The organism is Thioalkalivibrio sp. ALE14 (assembly GCF_000376845.1).
Taxonomy (GTDB): Bacteria; Pseudomonadota; Gammaproteobacteria; order Ectothiorhodospirales; family Ectothiorhodospiraceae; genus Thioalkalivibrio.
The window spans coordinates 38,561-55,418 of record NZ_AQXY01000017.1 but is presented as its reverse complement, the minus strand read 5'-3'; the positions used below and the strand labels follow the sequence as shown (position 1 = coordinate 55,418).

Annotated in this window: 19 protein-coding genes; 12 read left to right on the top strand and 7 right to left on the bottom strand. The window is 68.0% G+C overall.

The genetic code is table 11. The annotated features are described in order from the left end of the window. From F572_RS0101770 to F572_RS0101745, 6 genes are all read right to left on the bottom strand, one after another. The coding region (locus tag F572_RS0101770) for a transposase (RefSeq protein ID WP_018158333.1) at window positions 1-179 on the bottom strand (179 nt) is incomplete at its 3' end. Window positions 180-316: 137 nt separating this feature from the next. Beyond that, complete coding sequence (locus F572_RS0101765; RefSeq protein WP_017942804.1) at window positions 317-817, bottom strand: thioredoxin fold domain-containing protein; 501 nt, start codon at window positions 815-817, stop codon at window positions 317-319. A 200-nt stretch (window positions 818-1,017) separates the two neighbouring features. Beyond that, window positions 1,018-1,659 carry an OmpA family protein gene (locus F572_RS0101760; RefSeq protein WP_017942805.1) on the bottom strand — a complete coding sequence of 214 codons (642 nt, stop codon included), beginning with the start codon at window positions 1,657-1,659 and terminating at the stop codon, window positions 1,018-1,020. Between the two features lie 426 nt (window positions 1,660-2,085). Further along, window positions 2,086-3,750: a chaperonin GroEL gene (groL, locus tag F572_RS0101755; RefSeq protein ID WP_017942806.1), complete on the bottom strand. Its 1,665-nt coding sequence runs from the start codon at window positions 3,748-3,750 to the stop codon at window positions 2,086-2,088. Between the two features lie 49 nt (window positions 3,751-3,799). Then, the gene (groES, locus tag F572_RS0101750; RefSeq protein ID WP_017942807.1) at window positions 3,800-4,090 is read right to left on the bottom strand and encodes a co-chaperone GroES; all 291 of its coding nucleotides are present in this window, start codon (window positions 4,088-4,090) and stop codon (window positions 3,800-3,802) included. A 161-nt stretch (window positions 4,091-4,251) separates the two neighbouring features. Then, on the bottom strand, window positions 4,252-4,734 hold the full coding sequence (locus F572_RS0101745; protein WP_017942808.1) for an FxsA family protein: 483 nt from the start codon (window positions 4,732-4,734) through the stop codon (window positions 4,252-4,254). A gap of 219 nt (window positions 4,735-4,953) precedes the next feature. Here F572_RS0101745 and F572_RS0101740 point away from each other — a divergent pair, with 219 nt between their 5' ends. Genes F572_RS0101740 through ubiA form a run of 7 tightly spaced genes read left to right on the top strand, consistent with a single transcriptional unit; the run spans window position 4,954 to window position 11,879 of the window. Next, window positions 4,954-5,493, top strand: a complete 540-nt coding sequence (locus tag F572_RS0101740) for a thioredoxin family protein (protein ID WP_017942809.1) — start codon at window positions 4,954-4,956, stop codon at window positions 5,491-5,493. A gap of 33 nt (window positions 5,494-5,526) precedes the next feature. Continuing rightward, window positions 5,527-6,903 carry a TolC family protein gene (locus F572_RS0101735; RefSeq protein ID WP_017942810.1) on the top strand — a complete coding sequence of 459 codons (1,377 nt, stop codon included), beginning with the start codon at window positions 5,527-5,529 and terminating at the stop codon, window positions 6,901-6,903. Between the two features lie 38 nt (window positions 6,904-6,941). Further along, window positions 6,942-7,739, top strand: a complete 798-nt coding sequence (locus F572_RS0101730; RefSeq protein ID WP_017942811.1) for an efflux RND transporter periplasmic adaptor subunit — start codon at window positions 6,942-6,944, stop codon at window positions 7,737-7,739. 3 nt (window positions 7,740-7,742) lie between these two features. After that, window positions 7,743-8,084 (top strand): divalent-cation tolerance protein CutA, encoded by a 342-nt coding sequence (gene cutA / locus F572_RS0101725; RefSeq protein WP_017942812.1) that lies wholly within the window; start codon window positions 7,743-7,745, stop codon window positions 8,082-8,084. Then, window positions 8,072-10,402 carry a protein-disulfide reductase DsbD gene (dsbD, locus tag F572_RS0101720; RefSeq protein ID WP_018158332.1) on the top strand — a complete coding sequence of 777 codons (2,331 nt, stop codon included), beginning with the start codon at window positions 8,072-8,074 and terminating at the stop codon, window positions 10,400-10,402. The genes cutA and dsbD overlap by 13 nt, the downstream gene beginning before the upstream one ends. Next, a complete protein-coding gene (locus F572_RS0101715; RefSeq protein WP_026143133.1) occupies window positions 10,399-10,965 on the top strand; it encodes a TlpA disulfide reductase family protein in 567 nt (188 codons plus the stop codon). Before dsbD ends, F572_RS0101715 begins: the two co-directional genes overlap by 4 nt. A gap of 44 nt (window positions 10,966-11,009) precedes the next feature. Then, complete coding sequence (gene ubiA / locus F572_RS0101710) at window positions 11,010-11,879, top strand: 4-hydroxybenzoate octaprenyltransferase (RefSeq protein ID WP_017942815.1); 870 nt, start codon at window positions 11,010-11,012, stop codon at window positions 11,877-11,879. Window positions 11,880-11,928: 49 nt separating this feature from the next. Here the strand turns inward: ubiA and F572_RS0101705 are convergent, their stop codons facing one another. Then, complete coding sequence (locus F572_RS0101705; protein ID WP_038033926.1) at window positions 11,929-12,483, bottom strand: ComF family protein; 555 nt, start codon at window positions 12,481-12,483, stop codon at window positions 11,929-11,931. Between the two features lie 240 nt (window positions 12,484-12,723). On the opposite strand from F572_RS0101705, the gene F572_RS0101700 reads away from it, so the two are divergent. The 5 genes from F572_RS0101700 (at window position 12,724) to F572_RS0101680 (ending at window position 16,817) form a co-directional block, all read left to right on the top strand. Then, on the top strand, window positions 12,724-13,182 hold the full coding sequence (locus tag F572_RS0101700; RefSeq protein ID WP_026143135.1) for a hypothetical protein: 459 nt from the start codon (window positions 12,724-12,726) through the stop codon (window positions 13,180-13,182). Then, complete coding sequence (gene bioB, locus F572_RS0101695; RefSeq protein WP_017942818.1) at window positions 13,179-14,174, top strand: biotin synthase BioB; 996 nt, start codon at window positions 13,179-13,181, stop codon at window positions 14,172-14,174. Before F572_RS0101700 ends, bioB begins: the two co-directional genes overlap by 4 nt. A 12-nt stretch (window positions 14,175-14,186) precedes the next feature. Beyond that, window positions 14,187-14,939: a methyltransferase domain-containing protein gene (locus F572_RS0101690; protein WP_017942819.1), complete on the top strand. Its 753-nt coding sequence runs from the start codon at window positions 14,187-14,189 to the stop codon at window positions 14,937-14,939. Next, entirely contained in the window at window positions 14,936-16,117 is a 1,182-nt protein-coding gene (gene bioF / locus F572_RS0101685) for an 8-amino-7-oxononanoate synthase (protein WP_026143136.1), read from the top strand. The genes F572_RS0101690 and bioF overlap by 4 nt, the downstream gene beginning before the upstream one ends. Before the next feature lie 121 nt (window positions 16,118-16,238). Next, a complete protein-coding gene (locus F572_RS0101680; protein WP_017942821.1) occupies window positions 16,239-16,817 on the top strand; it encodes a glycine zipper domain-containing protein in 579 nt (192 codons plus the stop codon). Window positions 16,818-16,858: the final 41 nt, after the last annotated feature.

Below are 16,858 nucleotides of genomic sequence, written 5' to 3'. Positions count from 1 at the left end.
TCAGTAACGGCTTCGCCGGCCGCCTTGCGCCGCGCCTCACGCTGCCAGCGGGACAGCATGCTCCGGTTGATCCCGAGCCGCCGGGCCGCCTCCGTGCAGCCATAGCCCTGGCTCTCGACCATCGCAATCGCGTTGGCCTTGAACTCCCGGCTGTATCGCGCTCGTCTCTGCTTGCTCACATTCACCTCCAGTTACCCATCTAGTGTGGCTTAACTGGGGTGTCCGCTGTCATTGGACCACTTCAAGGCGCTGCCAAGCCGAGCGCAACCTCAAGGTGCTGTGGTTCGACCGAAGGGCGTCGCGGAGCCGTGCCTGTTTAGCTGGAGGGGTCGCGGACAGTCTGCCGCGCCGCCTCGATACGGACACGGATCTGGCTGCGGTAGAGCTGCTCGTTGGGGATGCCCACCAGCGGCGTGCCGGCCCGTCGGCCCTCGGCGTCGAAGGCCATGATGGTCGGCACCACCCGCACCCCGTAATTCCGGCCCAGGGCATTGCCGGCCAGGGTCTCGCCATCGAAATCTCGGACGGCCTCGCGGTCCAGCATCACCTTGCGGATGTGTACCCCCGCGAACGCCGGGTCTTTGGCCATCGGCCCCAGATGACGCTGTTCCGCCCGGTCGCAGTAGGGGCAGCTGCTGGAGGCGAACATGATCAGGGTCGGCTGGCCATTACCGTTGCCGGCCAGGGCCTGCAGGTCCGTCGCGCGTTCCACGCCGCCGGCGGCCGCGCTGGTCGTCAACAGCAGTCCTGCCAGGAGGGAAACGGATCCCAGGAGGGCCACGAACGGGTTGCGCGTCGGGAATCGATGGATCGTCATGGTGCTCTGCCTTTCCGAATATCTGGGATCAGTCTAGGGCCGCAAGATTAATGCAGGCTGAAGGGCCTGTCGCCCAAGCCGACTGCCAACGGGAGCCGGTACCGTTACCTGGCAGGAACACACCCACAAAAAAGCCCCGCCGAAGCGGGGCCTGCTACCGGCTCGCCGGTGAACCGGCGGCCGGGGTGTTGCGAGCGACCTTAGTTGGCGCGCTGGCGCACGTCGGAGGTCACTTCCACGCGGCGGTTGGCCTCACGACCAGCCTGGGTGGAGTTGTCGGCGGTCGGGCGGTCTTCGCCATAGCCAACGGTACGGATCGCATCCGGACGCACGCCTTCGGTGGCGAGGAACTCGGCCACGGACTGAGCGCGACGCTCGGACAGGCCCTGGTTGTAGTCGGCCGGGCCGATGGTGCAGGTGTGACCTTCGACCAGCACGGCGCTGTACTGCACGTCGGTCGAGGTCAGGCTGCGGGCCAGGTCACGCAGGGCGGAACGACCCTCGGCGCGCAGGTTGGCGCTGTCAAAGTCGAACAGGGCCTGGGCGCTCAGCGTGGTGGTGGTGAATTCCGGCTCCGGCTCCGGCTCCGGGGCAGCGGCGGGGGCGGGCGCGGGTGCTTCAGCGGTTTCCTGGATATAACCCGCGCAGTGTTCGAACTTCACGTTTTCAGGCGCCCAAGAACGGGTGCGCACGCACTCGCCAGAGCGATCGACCACGACCTTGCCACTGCGATCCGTCACGTTCGCGGCCGGCGGTTCCTGCGCAATGACCTGCCCGGCAGCACCCAGCACCAGCGAAGCCACAGACGCGGCCAGAAGATTCTTAACGAGCTTATGATTCATTGCATAGCCTCCTTGATAAAAAAATCGACGTCAGACCCCGTTTGCGATCGTGCGAATTTCATGTCGCACACGCATCCGTAGCCCAAAGCAGCGAGCTCCTTGCGCCAAGCCCTCTACAGTACCTTGATAGTGGCACACAAGTTCGGGTTTTGCACGCAACGCGGAGCAATTTTTGTGTCAGCATCACAACGCCGTCACATTCCGTAAAGTCTCGGAGATCCAGACACTTTCATAACACTGTCCCGGGATTGCAACAGTGAAAGCCCGAATCGCGTCTACCCCAAGGGACACACCGTCTCATTGAGGGTTCCCCGACGAGGGACTATCCGCGCTAACGGTATAAGGGACGGGCTGCTCGCCAGACAAAAAGACCCCGCCGAAGCGGGGTCCCGGGGTACATCGGCGATGTACGGGTGCAAAAGCGGCTTACATCATGCCGCCCATGCCTCCCATACCGCCCATGCCACCCATGCCGCCCATGTCGTCGCCACCGGCGCCGCCACCGTCATCCTTCTTCGGGATGTCGGCGATCATGGCCTCGGTGGTGATCAGCAGGGCAGCGACCGATGCGGCGTTCTGCAGCGCGGAACGGGTCACCTTGGTCGGGTCCAGGATGCCCATGTCGATCATGTCGCCGAACTCGCCGGTCGCAGCGTTGTAGCCGTAGTTGCCCGTGCCTTCGAGAACCTGGTTCAGGACCACGGACGGCTCGTCACCGGAGTTGTAGACGATCTGGCGCAGCGGCTCTTCCATCGCGCGACGGCAGATATTGATGCCGGCGGTCTGCTCCTCGTTGTCGCCCTTGAGCTTGGTGATCGCGGCGCAGGCACGCAGCAGGGCCACGCCGCCGCCCGGCACCACGCCTTCTTCCACCGCCGCACGCGTGGCGTGCAGGGCGTCCTCGACGCGGGCCTTCTTCTCCTTCATTTCGACTTCGGTCGCGGCACCGACCTTGATCACGGCCACACCGCCGGCCAGCTTGGCCACGCGTTCCTGCAGCTTTTCCTTGTCGTAGTCGGAGGTTGCTTCCTCGATCTGCGCGCGGATCTGGTCGACACGGCCCTTGATGTCCTTGTTGGTGCCCATGCCTTCGATGATGGTGGTGTTTTCCTTGGTCACCTGCACCTTCTTGGCGCGTCCCAGGTCTTCCACCGTAGTCTTCTCAAGCGACAGGCCAACCTCTTCCGAGATCACCTGGCCACCGGTCAGCACGGCGATGTCCTGCAGCATGGCCTTGCGGCGGTCGCCGAAGCCCGGGGCCTTCACGGCGGCGACCTTGACGATGCCGCGCATGGAGTTCACCACCAGGGTCGCCAGGGCTTCGCCCTCGATGTCCTCGGCGATGATCAGCAGCGGCTTGTTGGCCTTGGCCACGCCTTCCAGGATCGGCAGCAGATCGCGGATGTTCGAGATCTTCTTGTCGAACAGCAGGATGTAGGCGTCATCCAGCTCGGCGCTCATGCTCTGCTGGTTGTTGATGAAGTACGGCGACAGGTAGCCGCGGTCGAACTCCATGCCTTCGACGACATCCAGCTCGTTGTCCAGCGAGGAACCTTCCTCGACGGTGATCACGCCTTCCTTGCCGACCTTGTCCATCGCATCGGCAATGATCTCGCCGATCGCGGTGTCGGAGTTCGCGGAGATCGAGCCCACCTGGGCGATCGCCTTGTGCTCGGTGCACGGCTTGGACAGCTTCTTCAGCTCTTCGGTGGCCGACTTCACGGCCTTGTCGATGCCGCGCTTGAGGTCCATCGGGTTCATACCCGCGGTGACCGCCTTCATGCCCTCGCGGACGATGGACTGGGCCAGCACGGTCGCGGTGGTGGTGCCGTCACCGGCGGCGTCGGAGGTCTGCGAGGAGACTTCCTTGACCAGCTGGGCGCCCATGTTCTCGAACTTGTCTTCCAGTTCGATTTCCTTGGCCACGGACACGCCGTCCTTGGTCACGGTCGGGGCCCCGAAGGCCTTGTCCAGGACCACGTTGCGGCCTTTCGGACCGAGGGTGACCTTTACGGCGTTGGCCAGGGTGTTCACACCCTTGGCCATGCGGGTACGGGCGTCGGTACCAAAGCGTACTTCTTTAGCGCTCATGATTCGTTCTACTCCTGAAAATTCGTGTTAGACGGACGCGGGGCGGGGCTCAGCCCTCGATGACGGCCATGATGTCGTCTTCGCGCATCACCAGGACGTCTTCGCCTTCGACCTTGACCTCGGTGCCGGAGTACTTGCCGAACAGGACCTTGTCACCGGCCTTCACGTCGAGGGGACGGGACTCGCCGTTGTCCAGGATCTTGCCGTTGCCCACCGCCAGGACCTCGCCGCGGATCGGCTTCTCGGCCGCGGAATCCGGGATCACGATGCCGCCGGGGGTGGTGCGCTCTTCTTCCATACGCTTCACGATGACTCGATCGTGCAAAGGCCGCAGGTTCATGGTGCGAACTCCTTATAAAGTGTCTGCAACAGGAAAGTTGGGGTGTCGGGCGGGCACCCTGTTAGCACCCGCCCCTGACGAGTGCTAATAATAGGGGCACACAAAGGCGAGTCAAGGGCGCGCCCTGCAAATATCTGCGCAAGTCGCTAATCAGCGAGGCGTCAACGGCGGTCGTCGTGATCCAGCCGGTCGTCGGGGGACTCGTGACTATCGTCGTGGCGGCGGAACTCACCCTCGATGGTGTCGCTGCCCCGGGCCCCGCCAGAGCCTCCCGTCCGCGCGCGCACCATGCCACGGCGCAGGATGCCGTCCGCGGCCCAGCGCCGCAGTGGCGGGATCAGCAGCACGAATCCGGCGGCATCGGTAAAGAACCCCGGCAGCAACAGCAACACAGCGGCCGCCATGAGCAGCCAGCCTTCGACCAGCCCCCGAGCCGGGACCTCGCCGCGCGCCAGGCTTTGCTGCAGCCGGCGCCAGTGGTAAAACCCCTGCAGCCGGAATAACAGCAACCCGGCCGCGGCCGTGACGATCACCAGCACTACCGTCATCAGGGCACCCACGGCATCACCCACCCAGGCGAAGCCGAAAATCTCGAGCAGGATCAGGCCGAGAAAGACGAACAGGGGAAAGAAGGGGTTGCGCATCGGCTAGGGGTTCCGGAGACCAGGCGAACTTATTGGAACATGCCCTCCGGGTGCTGTCGATTGGAACCCGGACACGGCATGGATACTCCTACAATCAGGGCATTACGACAGACGGCATCACGCCCCCACTTTTCCTTGCACTACACGGGGAATTAAGCCAGTCTTCCGCACGTCTTTGGTGCATACGGCTATCGATATATTCCGGAGAGTAACCCCATCATGCTACGCAACCCGATCCTGATGCTGGCCCTGCTGGCCCTCCTCGTCCCTGCCATGGCGACCGCCGCGGTGGAGGACCCGCGCGATCCGGAACACCATTTCTTCGACCCGACCTTCGGCGAGTTCCCCGAGGAACTGGAAGAGGCGCGCGCCGCCGGCAAGAAAGGCATCCTGATCTTCTTCGAGATGGCCGACTGCCCGTTCTGCCACCGCATGAAAAACCAGGTGCTGAACCAGCCCGAGGTCCAGGAGTACTTCAGCGAACACTTCCTGGTGTTCAGCGTGGATGTCGAGGGCGCGATCGAGATCGTGACCTTCGAGGGCGAGACCAAGACCCAGATGGACTGGGCCACCCGCGACTACCGGGTACGCGCCACGCCCGTATTCCAGTTCTTTAACCTGGAGGGCGAACCCATCGCGCGCTTCATCGGCGCCACGCGGGACTCGCGCGAGTTCCTGCAACTGGGCGAATTCGTCGTCGAGGGGCACTACAAGGACCAGAACTTCACGCGCTTCAAGCGCGAGCAAGACGGTCGCTGACCCATCCGCTCAACCCGCGAGGATCGACGCCTGATGTCGCCGATGCACCCCCGCTCGTCCAATCCCGACCGCCGACGCCGACTGGCCCGCCTGCTGCTGGCCGGTCTGCTTCTGTGGCCGCTGGCCGGACCGGCAATCGCACAGGACGGCGACGGCGCGGTCGATGCCGGACCCTTGCCGAACCCCATGCGGGTCGGTGACGCCCTAGAACGCGTCGACGCCCTGCATCCGCGGGTGCGCGCAGCACGCGCCGACCGCGAACAGGCCCGCGCGGCCCTGGAGGCGACCCGCGCGGAACGCGACGTCACCGTGGACGCCCGCCTCGAGGCCCGCTGGATCGAACCCAACGACCAGATCGAGGATCGCAGCCGCAACGACTCCCGCGCCGCCATCGTCGCGCGCAAGCTGCTGAGCGACTTCGGTCAGTCCCACGCCCGCGAGGCCGCCGGGGAACAGCGCCTGGAGGCGGCCCGCCGGCAGGAAGAGCTGGCCCACGCCCGTCACCGCATCCATGTCCTCGAGCGCTATTTCGACGTACTGCTGGCCGACCTGGCCTTCGCCCGCGACACCGAGGCCATGGCGGCGGCCTATGTTTCCAAGGAGCGCGCCGAGGAACGCAACCAGCGCGGCCAGGTATCGGACATCGAGGTCTTTCGCCTCGAGTCCGAATACCAGGGACTGCGGGTACAGCGCACCCGCGCGCTGCAGAACCAGGCCCGGACCCGGGCCGCCCTGGCCGAGGCCCTGAACCGCCCGGACCGGCGTGTACGAACCGTGCTGGCCCCCATGCTGCCACTGGATCTGCCGGAACTGCCGGACCTGGACAGCCTGCTGGCCGAGCTGGACAACACCAGCCCGCGCCTGCTGGCCGAGCGCCGCCAGGTCGAGGCCGCGAGCCGCGAGGTCGCCGCCTCGCGCGCCCAGCGCCGGCCGCGCCTGTACGCGGAGGCCGAATCCGGCTGGTGGCACCGCGACCTCGGCGGCGGTGACCGCAATCCGTTCGCTGCCGGCCTGGTGCTGGAGATTCCGCTGTACGAAGGCCGTCGCCACGACAGCCGGGTCGGCCAGGCCGTTGCCGCCCGCCACCGCGCCGAGGCCGAACTGGGCCAGGCGCGCATCGAGGCGCGCAACCGCCTGCGCGAGCTGCACGACGAGATCCGCGCGCTGCAGACCCAGCGCGACGAGGCCGCCTGGCGCATGGACTACCGGGAACTCTACATCGACCGCGCGCGCTACCTGTACGACATCGAGGACCAGGCCGACCTGGGTGACTCGATGGTCCAGCAAAGCGCCGCGGCGCATTTCAATGCCAGCACCGAATTCCGACTGGCCCTGGCCTACGAGCGCCTGGCCCTGCTGAGCGGGCGTGACGAGCTGAGCCCGTTCCGCGCCACCCAGGAAACCCCTTGAGCCGCCGGACCACCGGCGACCGGACGGGAGAACTGCCCATGCCCCGCGTATTGACGAACCCATCCCTGCTGACCACGGCCAGCCTGCTGGTCCTGTTCGCCGTCACCCCGGCGCCCGCGCTGGCCGAGGACGGCTTTGCGGCCCAGCTGGACTGGGGCGAGCGCTACCGCATCACCGCCCCGATCGCCGGGCGCATCGATGCGATCGAGGCGCGCGCCGGCGAGCGGGTCGAGGCCGATGCCGTCCTGTTCCGCCTGGACACGCGGCGCACCGATGCCGACCTGCGGGCCGCCCGCGCCACGCTGGAGCGCCTGCAGATGGAACTGGATGAGGCCGAGCGCGAGCGCGACAAGGCCCAGGACCTCTACGACCAGACCCTGATCGCCGCCCGCGAGCTGGAACTGGCCCGCATCGACTACGCGACGGTCGCCGCGCGCCTGGCCGAGGCCCGCGCCCAGCGCGACCGCATCCGCGCCGATCTCGAGGACGCCACCATCCGCGCCCCGGCCAGCGGGCGCCTGGTGCGCGTCGAGGCCAATCCCGGCCAGTACGTGAACCCGGCCCTGCTGCCGCCGGTCCTCGCGATCCTCGGCACCGTCGACCCGATGCGCGCGGTGGCCACCGTGCCGGCGGAGACAGCCGCCCGGCTGGAACCCGGAGAGAACGTCACGGTCGTAGTCGGCGATCAGCGCCTGCCCGGCACCATCGCGAGCGTGGGCTGGGAGCCGACCGGCGAGGAGCCCGATCGCGGCTACCGCGTCGAGGTCGAGTTCTCGCCGGCGGACGGTGCGCCGCTGCGGCCGGGCCAACATGCACGGATTGAACGGGACTCCTGACCGATGAGCACTGCCCAAGCCCCGGCCGGCGCGCGCGCCTGGCTGGTGATCACCACCCTGGATGACCCGGCGGCGGCCGACTCCCTGGCCGGCGCCATGGTGGAACAGGGCCTGGCGGCCTGTGTGCACATCCTGCCGCCCGGACGCTCGGTGTACATGTGGAAAGGGAATATCGAGAGCGACGCGGAAGTCACTCTACTGATCAAAACCTCCCCCGCCCGGCTGGACGAACTCCAGTCACGGCTGGCGGACCAACACCCCTACGAGACGCCCGAGATCATCGCCCTGCCGATCGAACACGGGCTGCCCGACTACCTGGACTGGATAACGCAATGCACCTCCTGAACCCGCGCACCTGGCTGGCGACCCTGCTCCTCGCCCTGATGCTGCTGCCCGCCCTGGCCCAGGCCGTCTTCGAAGACGACCTGCTGGACCCGGATGACGCCTTCGCCCTGAGCGCCGAGGCGATCGACGCCGACACCGTGCGGCTGACCTGGGACATCGCGGACGCGTACTACATGTACCGCGAGCAGTTCGATTTCACCCCTGAGAGCGCCGGGCTGGAGCTGGGCGAGGCCGAGATCCCGGATGGCGAGGTCAAGGAGGACGAGTTCTTCGGGCGTGTCGAGACCTACCGCGGCCAGGTTCAGGTCGAGCTGCCGATCGTGGCAGCCGAAAGCACGAGCATCGAACTGACCGCGCGCTCGCAGGGCTGTGCGGACCTCGGCGTATGCTACCCGCCGCATTTCCAGACCGTCTCCATCGAGTTGCCCGGCCTGCCGGGCGGCAACGGCGAGGCCGCCGCGGACGAAGAACCCCGCGACGCGCCCGCAGAGGAACGCAGCGCGCTGGGCGATCTGGGCCAGCTGTCCGGCGACCTGGGCGCCGTCGACGATCTGCTGGAACCGGAGAAGGCCTTCGCCGCCTCGCTGGAGGCCATCAGCCAGAACGCGGTGATCCTGCGCTTCGACATCGCCGAGGGCTACTACCTGTACCGCGACAAGCTGGACGTGCGCTTGGCCGAGGGCGACGGCATCGAACTGGGCCCGATCAACCCGCCGGACGGCCAGATTCAGGAAGACGAATTCTTCGGCGAGAGCCAGGTGTTCCGCGACCAGGTGGAGATCCTCGTCCCGGTGCTGCGCGACGCGGACGACGTCGCCGACATCACCCTGGCGATCGATTATCAGGGCTGCGCCGACGCCGGCGTGTGCTACCCGCCGCTGACCCAGGAAGTATCGGTCACCTTCGCCTCCGACCTGGCCGCCGAGGCCGACCGCGATGCCCTGCCGGACACCGGCGACGAGGCCCGCGAGGATGACGACGCAGCGGCGCCCGTCACCCAGCAGGACCGTATCGCGGCCCAGCTGGCGGACGGCCAGATCTGGCTGGTGGCCCTGGCGTTCTTCGGCTTCGGACTGCTGCTGACCTTTACCCCCTGCGTGTTCCCGATGATCCCGATCCTGTCGAACATCATCATCGGGCAGAAGAACCTGACCACACGCAAGGCATTCTTCATCTCGCTGGTGTTCGTGCTGGCCATGGCGGTGACCTACACCGTGGCCGGGGTGTTCGCCGGCCTGGCCGGCGCCAACCTGCAGGCGGCCTTCCAGAACCCCTGGATCATCGGCACCTTCGTGATCATCTTCATCGCGCTGGCGATGTCGATGTTCGGCTTCTACGACCTGCAGATGCCGGCCGGCGTGCAGAGCAAGCTGTCGCAGATCAGCAACAAGCAGGAAGGCGGAACCTACGTCGGCGCCGGGATCATGGGCTTCCTGTCCGCGCTGATCGTCGGCCCCTGCGTGACCGCGCCGCTGATCGGGGCCCTGCTCTACATCAGCCACACCGGCGATGCAGTGCTGGGCGGCATCGCCCTGTTCGCGCTGAGCATGGGCATGGGCGCCCCGCTGCTGGCCATCGGCACCTCCGCCGGTCGCCTGCTGCCGAAGGCCGGCCCGTGGATGGACACCATCAAAGCGGCCTTCGGGGTCGGCCTGCTGGCCATCGGCATCTGGCTGCTCGAACGGGTCATCCCGGGCGAGATCGCGATGTTCCTGTGGGCCATCCTGCTGATCGTGACCGCGGTCTACATGGGTGCACTCAAGACCCTGCCGGAGGGTACCTCCGGCTGGCATACCCTGTGGAAGGGCCTGGGCGTCGTACTCCTGATCTACGGTGTCCTGCTGATGCTGGGCGCGGCCACCGGTGGCAAGGACATCTTCCGCCCGCTGGCCACGCTCAATCAGCCCGCGGTGACGGCCACCGGCGAACAGGCCGGGCCGACGGAGATGCAGTTCACCTACGTGGACAGCCTCGAGGACGTGGAGCGCGAGGTCGCTCGGGCCCGCGAGAACGGGCAGCCCGTGTTCCTCGATTTCTTCGCCGACTGGTGCGTGGACTGCGTGCGTCTCGACCGCACCACCTTCCAGGACCCGCGCGTGATTCGGGCCATGAGTGACGTGCACCTGCTGAAGGCCGACGTCACCGACAACACCTCCGAGCACCGCGACCTGATGCGCGCGTTCAACCTCTTCGGCCCGCCAGCGATGATCTTCTACGACGCCGCCGGCAACGAGCTGCGCAACTACCGTAACGTCGGCTACCTGAATGCCGACCGCTTCCTGGCGCACGTGGAAAGCGCCATCGGGGTAACGCCATGAAGCACCCTACACAAGCTCTCGCGGGCGTGGCACTGGCCACGACCGGTGCCTTCCTGCTGGCCGCCTGCGGCGACCCGGAACCGGAGATGGATGCGGGTGGCGGATCCGCCGACGCGGCCCCCGAGGTCGTGGCCGAGGCGGCCTCGGGCAACCGGCGCATCGACTTCGCGCTGCCCGATCTCGCGGGGGACGAACGCCAGCTCAGCGAGTGGGACGGCAACCTGATCGTGCTGAACTTCTGGGCTACCTGGTGCCCGCCCTGCAAGAAGGAGATGCCGCTGTTCCAGGACACGTACGAGGCAAACCGGGACGACGGGTTCACCATCGTCGCGGTCGCCGTGGACGAACAGACGGCGACCCAGCACTTCGTCGACGACTTCGGCATCGAATTCCCGGTCCTGATCGGCCAGGACGAAGCCATGGCCGTGGGCCGCGAGTACGGCAACCGCATCGGCGCCCTGCCCTATACCGTCCTGATCGACCGCGACGGCACCATCGTCGATACCCATCGCGGCGAGGTCGAACCGGAAGACCTGGATGCCTGGCTGAAGGCCCACCTGTAACCCCGCAGGGAAGGAACCCGGCCGGGCTGGTAAGCTTGGCCGCCATGACCGAGCGCGAACGCCTTTGGGAACTCGCCCGCCTGATCCGGCTGGATCGCCCGGTGGGCATCTACCTGCTGCTGTGGCCCACCTTCTGGGCCCTGTGGGTGGCGGCCGACGGCTGGCCGCCGGCCTACCTGATCTTCATCTTCGCCGCCGGCGTCGTGCTGATGCGCTCGGCCGGCTGCGCGATCAATGACTACGCCGACCGCGACTTCGACGGCCACGTGGCACGCACCCGCGACCGCCCCCTGGCGCTGGGCACCATCACCCCGCGCGAGGCGCTGGGCACCTTCGTGGCGCTCAGCGTGGTCGCCTTCGTGCTGGTGCTGTTCACCAATGTCCTGACCATCCTGTATTCCCTGGTGGCCGTGGCACTGGCCGGCACCTATCCGTTCTCCAAGCGCTTCCACCACTTTCCGCAGGTGCACCTGGGGGCCGCCTTTGCCTGGGCCGTACCCATGGCGTTCACTGCGGTCACCGGCGAGCACCCGCCCGAAGTGGCCTGGCTGCTGTTCGTGACGGTCCTGGCCTGGACGGTGGTCTACGACACCTTCTACGGCATGGTGGATCGCGAGGACGACCTGAAAATCGGCGTGAAATCCACCGCCATCGCCTTCGGCGAACTGGACCGCCTGATCACCGGGGGCCTGCAGGTGCTGGTCTGGTTCGGCCTCTATCTGGTCGGCCAGCACGCCGGGTTCGGGGGGTACTACACCGCCGGGCTGGTGATCGTCGCGCTACTGATGTTCTACCAGCAGTTCCTGATCTTCGAGCGCGAGCCCGCCGACTGCCTGCGTGCCTTCAAGAACAACCACTATCTGGGCGCCGTGGTCCTGCTGGCCATGATCGCCGACCACCACCTGGGCGCCTGACCCCGGCGAGCACGAGCGAGCGGGCGCGGCGGGCCATTGCCGTGTTGCCTCAGGCGCGCGCCAGCACCAGGCCCTCCACCCGAGCGGCGCCCGCCCGCCGCAGCACCCCGGCCAGGGCCTCCAGGGTCGCCCCGGTGGTGGCCACATCATCCACCACCAGCACATGCCAGCCGTCCAGGTCGGGGCCGTCCCAGGCGAAGGCCCCGCTCACGTTGCGCCGCCGCGCCTTGCGCCCCAGCGCCTGCTGCGACTCGGTGGCGCGGACACGCCGCAGTCCGTGGACCTCCAGCGACGTGCCCATCACACGCGCCACCCGCCGCGCCAGTTCATCCGACTGATTGAATCCGCGCTCGCGCAGGCGTCGGCCGTGCAGCGGCACCGGGATCACCAGATCGGGCCGGTCCGGGCCCTGGTGCAGCCGCCGTTCGGCGACCTCCTGCGCCAGCGCCGCGAGGATGCGCTCCGCCCGCACGCTGGCGCCGTGCTTGTAGGCCAGGATCAACTGGTCCAGCGGCCAGGCATAGGCCCAGCCAGCATGCAGCGCATCCAGCACGGGTGGCCGGCGGACACAGGCCGGGCAGACCCCGGCCACTGGCAGGGGCAGCGCGCAGGTGGGGCACGGGCGCTCCAGCGGCGGGAGATCGGTCTGGCAGCCGGCGCAGATCGCCGGGCCGGGCTCCAGGCACAGGCCGCAATGCGACGGGTACAGGGCCTCCCCCAGCCACCCGGCGCAGGTGGCAGCGCGGGCTTGCACGCGCGCGGCCCACACCCGCGCGGGACCCGGTTGCGATGAAGGGATCAGGGGCATGATGGTATGCTCTGCGTTTTGCATGCAGGGTAGACCATGGCTACCAGAACCGTCTCCGGGCGCAGCTCTCGGCGCGCCGCCTCGATGTTCGACATCGGCAACCTGATCAGCGTGTCGATTGCCGGCATTCCGCTGTTCGTGGTCAGCAGCGAGGGCGTCGGGGTCGGTTTCATTATCGCCGCCATCATGGGGATCGTGCCGCTGGTGCTGTGGTTCGGCGGCTCGATGCTGGTCTACGCCCTGAACAAGCACCACCCCGATCCGCGCGTCGGCCACCACACCCAGTGGGCCGCCTACCGCTATTACGCCCTGATGGGTGCGCTGATCGTGGTTGCCACCTTTTTCCCGCCGGATCTCGACTACTACCGCGCCTACTGGGCCATCGCCGCGGCCATCCTGCTGCCGTGGACGGTCTACGCGCTGTTCACGATCTACCGCGAGCCCTGGGCGGACGTCGAGATCCCCGCCGAAGCCGACGAGGAACGCCACCTATGAGCACGCCCCGCCACGACTGGAACACCGACGAGGTCGAGGCCCTGCTCGACCTGCCGCTGAATGACCTGATCTTCCGCGCGCAGACGGTCCACCGCGAGCACTTCGACCCGAATGCGGTCCAGGTCAGCACGCTGCTGTCGATCAAGACCGGGGCCTGCCCCGAGGATTGCGCCTACTGCCCGCAAAGCGCCCACCACGAGGTGGAAATCGAGCGCGAGCGTCTGCTTCCCCTGGAGGAGGTCCTTGAGGCCGCACGCAACGCCCGCGCCCAGGGCGCGACCCGCTTCTGCATGGGCGCGGCCTGGCGCAACCCCACCGACAAGAACCTGGAACGCGTGATCGAGATGGTCCGCGCGGTCAAGGACGAGGGCCTGGAGACCTGCATGACCCTCGGCATGCTGAAGGCCGAGCAGGCGAAGCGCCTGTCCGAGGCGGGGCTGGACTACTACAACCACAACCTCGACACCTCGCCGGAGTTCTACGGCCATATCATCTCCACCCGCACCTACCAGGACCGGCTGGAGACCCTGGAGCACGTGCGCGACGCCGGGATGAACGTCTGCTGCGGCGGCATCCTCGGCATGGGCGAATCGCGCCGCGACCGCGCGCGGCTGCTGCAGCAGATGGCCAACCTGCCGAAGCACCCGGAATCGGTGCCGATCAATCAGCTGATCCAGGTCGAGGGCACCCCGCTGCACGGCATCGAACACCTGGACCCGCTGGAGTTTGTGCGCACCATCGCCACGGCGCGCATCCTGATGCCGGCCTCCTACGTGCGCCTGTCCGCCGGGCGCACCGAGATGTCCGACGAGATGCAGGCCCTGTGCTTCCTGGGCGGGGCCAACTCGCTGTTCTACGGCGACACCCTGCTGACCACCCCGAACCCGGGCGAGAACCACGACCTCGCGCTGTTCGAACGCCTGGGCCTGCATCCGGAGACCGGTCCGGAAGCCCCTGCACAATCGGGTCAGCCGGCCTCCGCGTCGGCCTGAGCCGACCGGCCGGTGGCGGGCGCGTTTCCCGATCACTTCTCGGCGGTGGCGGCCGACTACGCCCGCCACCGACCGGACTATCCCGCCGAGCTGTTTGACTGGCTGGCCGCACGCACGCCGCGGCACACACGTGCGTGGGACTGCGCCAGCGGCAACGGCCAGGCCGCGCGCGGCCTGGCGCCGCACTTCCCGCAGGTCATCGCCACCGACGCCGCCCCCGCCCTGTTGGCCGCGCTGCCGACAACGCCCCGGGTCGAGCGCGTTGCCTGCGCCGCCGAGGCCTGTGCGCTGGCGGATGCCTCCGTGGACCTGGCCTGCGTGGCCCAGGCCGCACACTGGTTCCGCCACACCGAATTCCATGACGAGGTTGCCCGCATCCTGCGCCCGGGTGGGTTGCTGGCGATCTGGGGCTACGGCGTGCTGCGCGCCGAGGACCCGGCGCTGGACCGTTTGCTGACCGACTTCCACGACACCACCCTCGCTCCCTGGTGGCCCGAGGAGCGCAGCCACATCCGCAGCCACTACCGCGACCTGCCATTCCCCTGGCCCGAAATCGACACCCGGACGTTTCATATCGAGCGCCAGTGGGACCGCGACACCCTGCTCGGCTATCTCGGCACCTGGTCGGCCATCCGCCGCGCCCGAGCCGCCGGGCAGGACCCGCTGGTCGCGCTGGAGCCGGCCCTGCGGGCGCTGTGGCCGAACGGCGCCACACCGGCCCGCGTGCACTGGCCGATCTTCCTGCGCGCGGGCCTGCGCCCATGAGCGACTCGCTGGAGCGCGCCCTGGAACAGCGCCTGAACGCCGCGCGCGAGGCCGGGCGCTGGCGCCGCACCCGCGTGCTCGACGGCCCGCAGCGCCCGGAACAGGTCATCGACGGGCAGCGCGTGGTGGCATTCTGCTCCAACGACTACCTGGGCATGGCCGCCGATCCGGCAGTGGCGGCCACCGCCCGCGAGGCGCTGGACCACTGCGGCGTCGGCGCCGGCGCCGCCCACCTGATCAACGGCCATACCCGCGCGCATGAGGAGCTGGAACAGGCGCTGGCACGCTTCACCGGCCGCGAGCGCGCGCTGGTCTTCTCCACCGGCTACATGGCCAACCTCGCCCTGGTGCAGACCCTGGTCGGTCGACACGACACCGTATTCGAGGACCGCTGGAACCACGCCTCGCTGATCGACGCCGTGCGCCTGTCCGGCGCACACAGCCAGCGCTATCGCCACGCTGACCCCGAACACCTGCGCGAACGCCTGGAAAGGGCACCCGCGACCGGGCACCGCCTGATCGTCACCGACGGGGTGTTCTCCATGGATGGCGACATCGCCCCGCTGCCGGAACTCGCCGCCCTCGCCCGCGAGTTCGACGCATGGCTGATGGTGGATGACGCCCACGGCCTGTCGGTGCTGGGCGACACCGGAGGCGGCAGCTGCCAGCACTTTGGTCTGGGCGGCGACGACGTCCCGATCCTGATGGGCACCCTGGGCAAGGGCTTCGGCACCGCCGGGGCCTTCGTGGCCGGCTCCGAACGCCTGATCGAGACGCTGATCCAGACCGCCCGCCCCTACATCTACACCACCGCGATGCCGGCCGCCCTGGCCGCCGCCACGCTGGCCTCGGTCCGCATCGCCGAGGCCGCCCACGACCGCCGCGAGCACCTGCAGCACCTGCTCGGGCGCCTGGGCGAAGGTCTGGACCGCCTGGGATTGCCGCACCCGCCACCGGTCACGCCCATCCAGCCGGTGACCCTGGGGACCGCGGAGCGCGCCAGCGCCGTCGCCGAACGGCTGCTCAAGGCCGGCTTCCTGGTCCCCGCGATCCGCCCGCCGACCGTACCGGAGGGCGAGGCCCGCCTGCGCATCACGCTGTCCGCCGCCCACACCGAGGACCAGGTCGATGCCCTGCTCCGGGCACTGGACCGCGCGCTCGACTCGACCGCTGTGTGAAACCGCGCACACTCCCGGCATGAAGCCGTTTACGCTTCCGGAAAACACCCCGCCACGTTAAAGAGCCGTTCAGCAAAACGGCGCGAAGCTGGGCCCGCATCCGATCAAAAGGAGACGGACCATGGCACGGAAACGCACTCAATCCCGCCGCGGCCTGCCCGTGCACCTGAAGGTGCTGGCGGCCGCGCTGCTGTTCGGATTTGCGGCGGATACCCTCGCCTCACCCCCGCCCTGGGCACCGGCCCACGGCTGGCGCGCACAGAACGACCCCGGGTATCACGGCTACCACGGCCACAGTCACGACCGCTGGGAGCACGACTACGGTGTGATGGACGGGCGCTGCAACCGCGACGCGATCGGCGCGGCCATCGGGGGTGGCGCCGGGGCCGTAATTGGTCATCGGGTTGGTGACGGCGATCCGGTCGCCATCCTGATCGGCGCGGCCGGTGGCGCGGTGCTGGGTGGCATGATCGGTCGCCAGATGGACCGCAACGACCAGGCCTGCATGGGGCATGCCCTGGAACTGGCCGGGACCGGACAGACCGTGCACTGGCGCAATGCCCAGAACCAGCCGGTTCAGCTGACCCCACGCCGCAACCGCGACAGTGGCTGCCGCGACTTCGAGATGACCATCGACGGCCAGCGCCACACCGGCACCGCCTGCCCGTCGGAACCGGGGCACTGGGAAATCCGCCGGTAGACTCATTTGCAGACCACCCACCAACCGTCATTGCGAGGAGT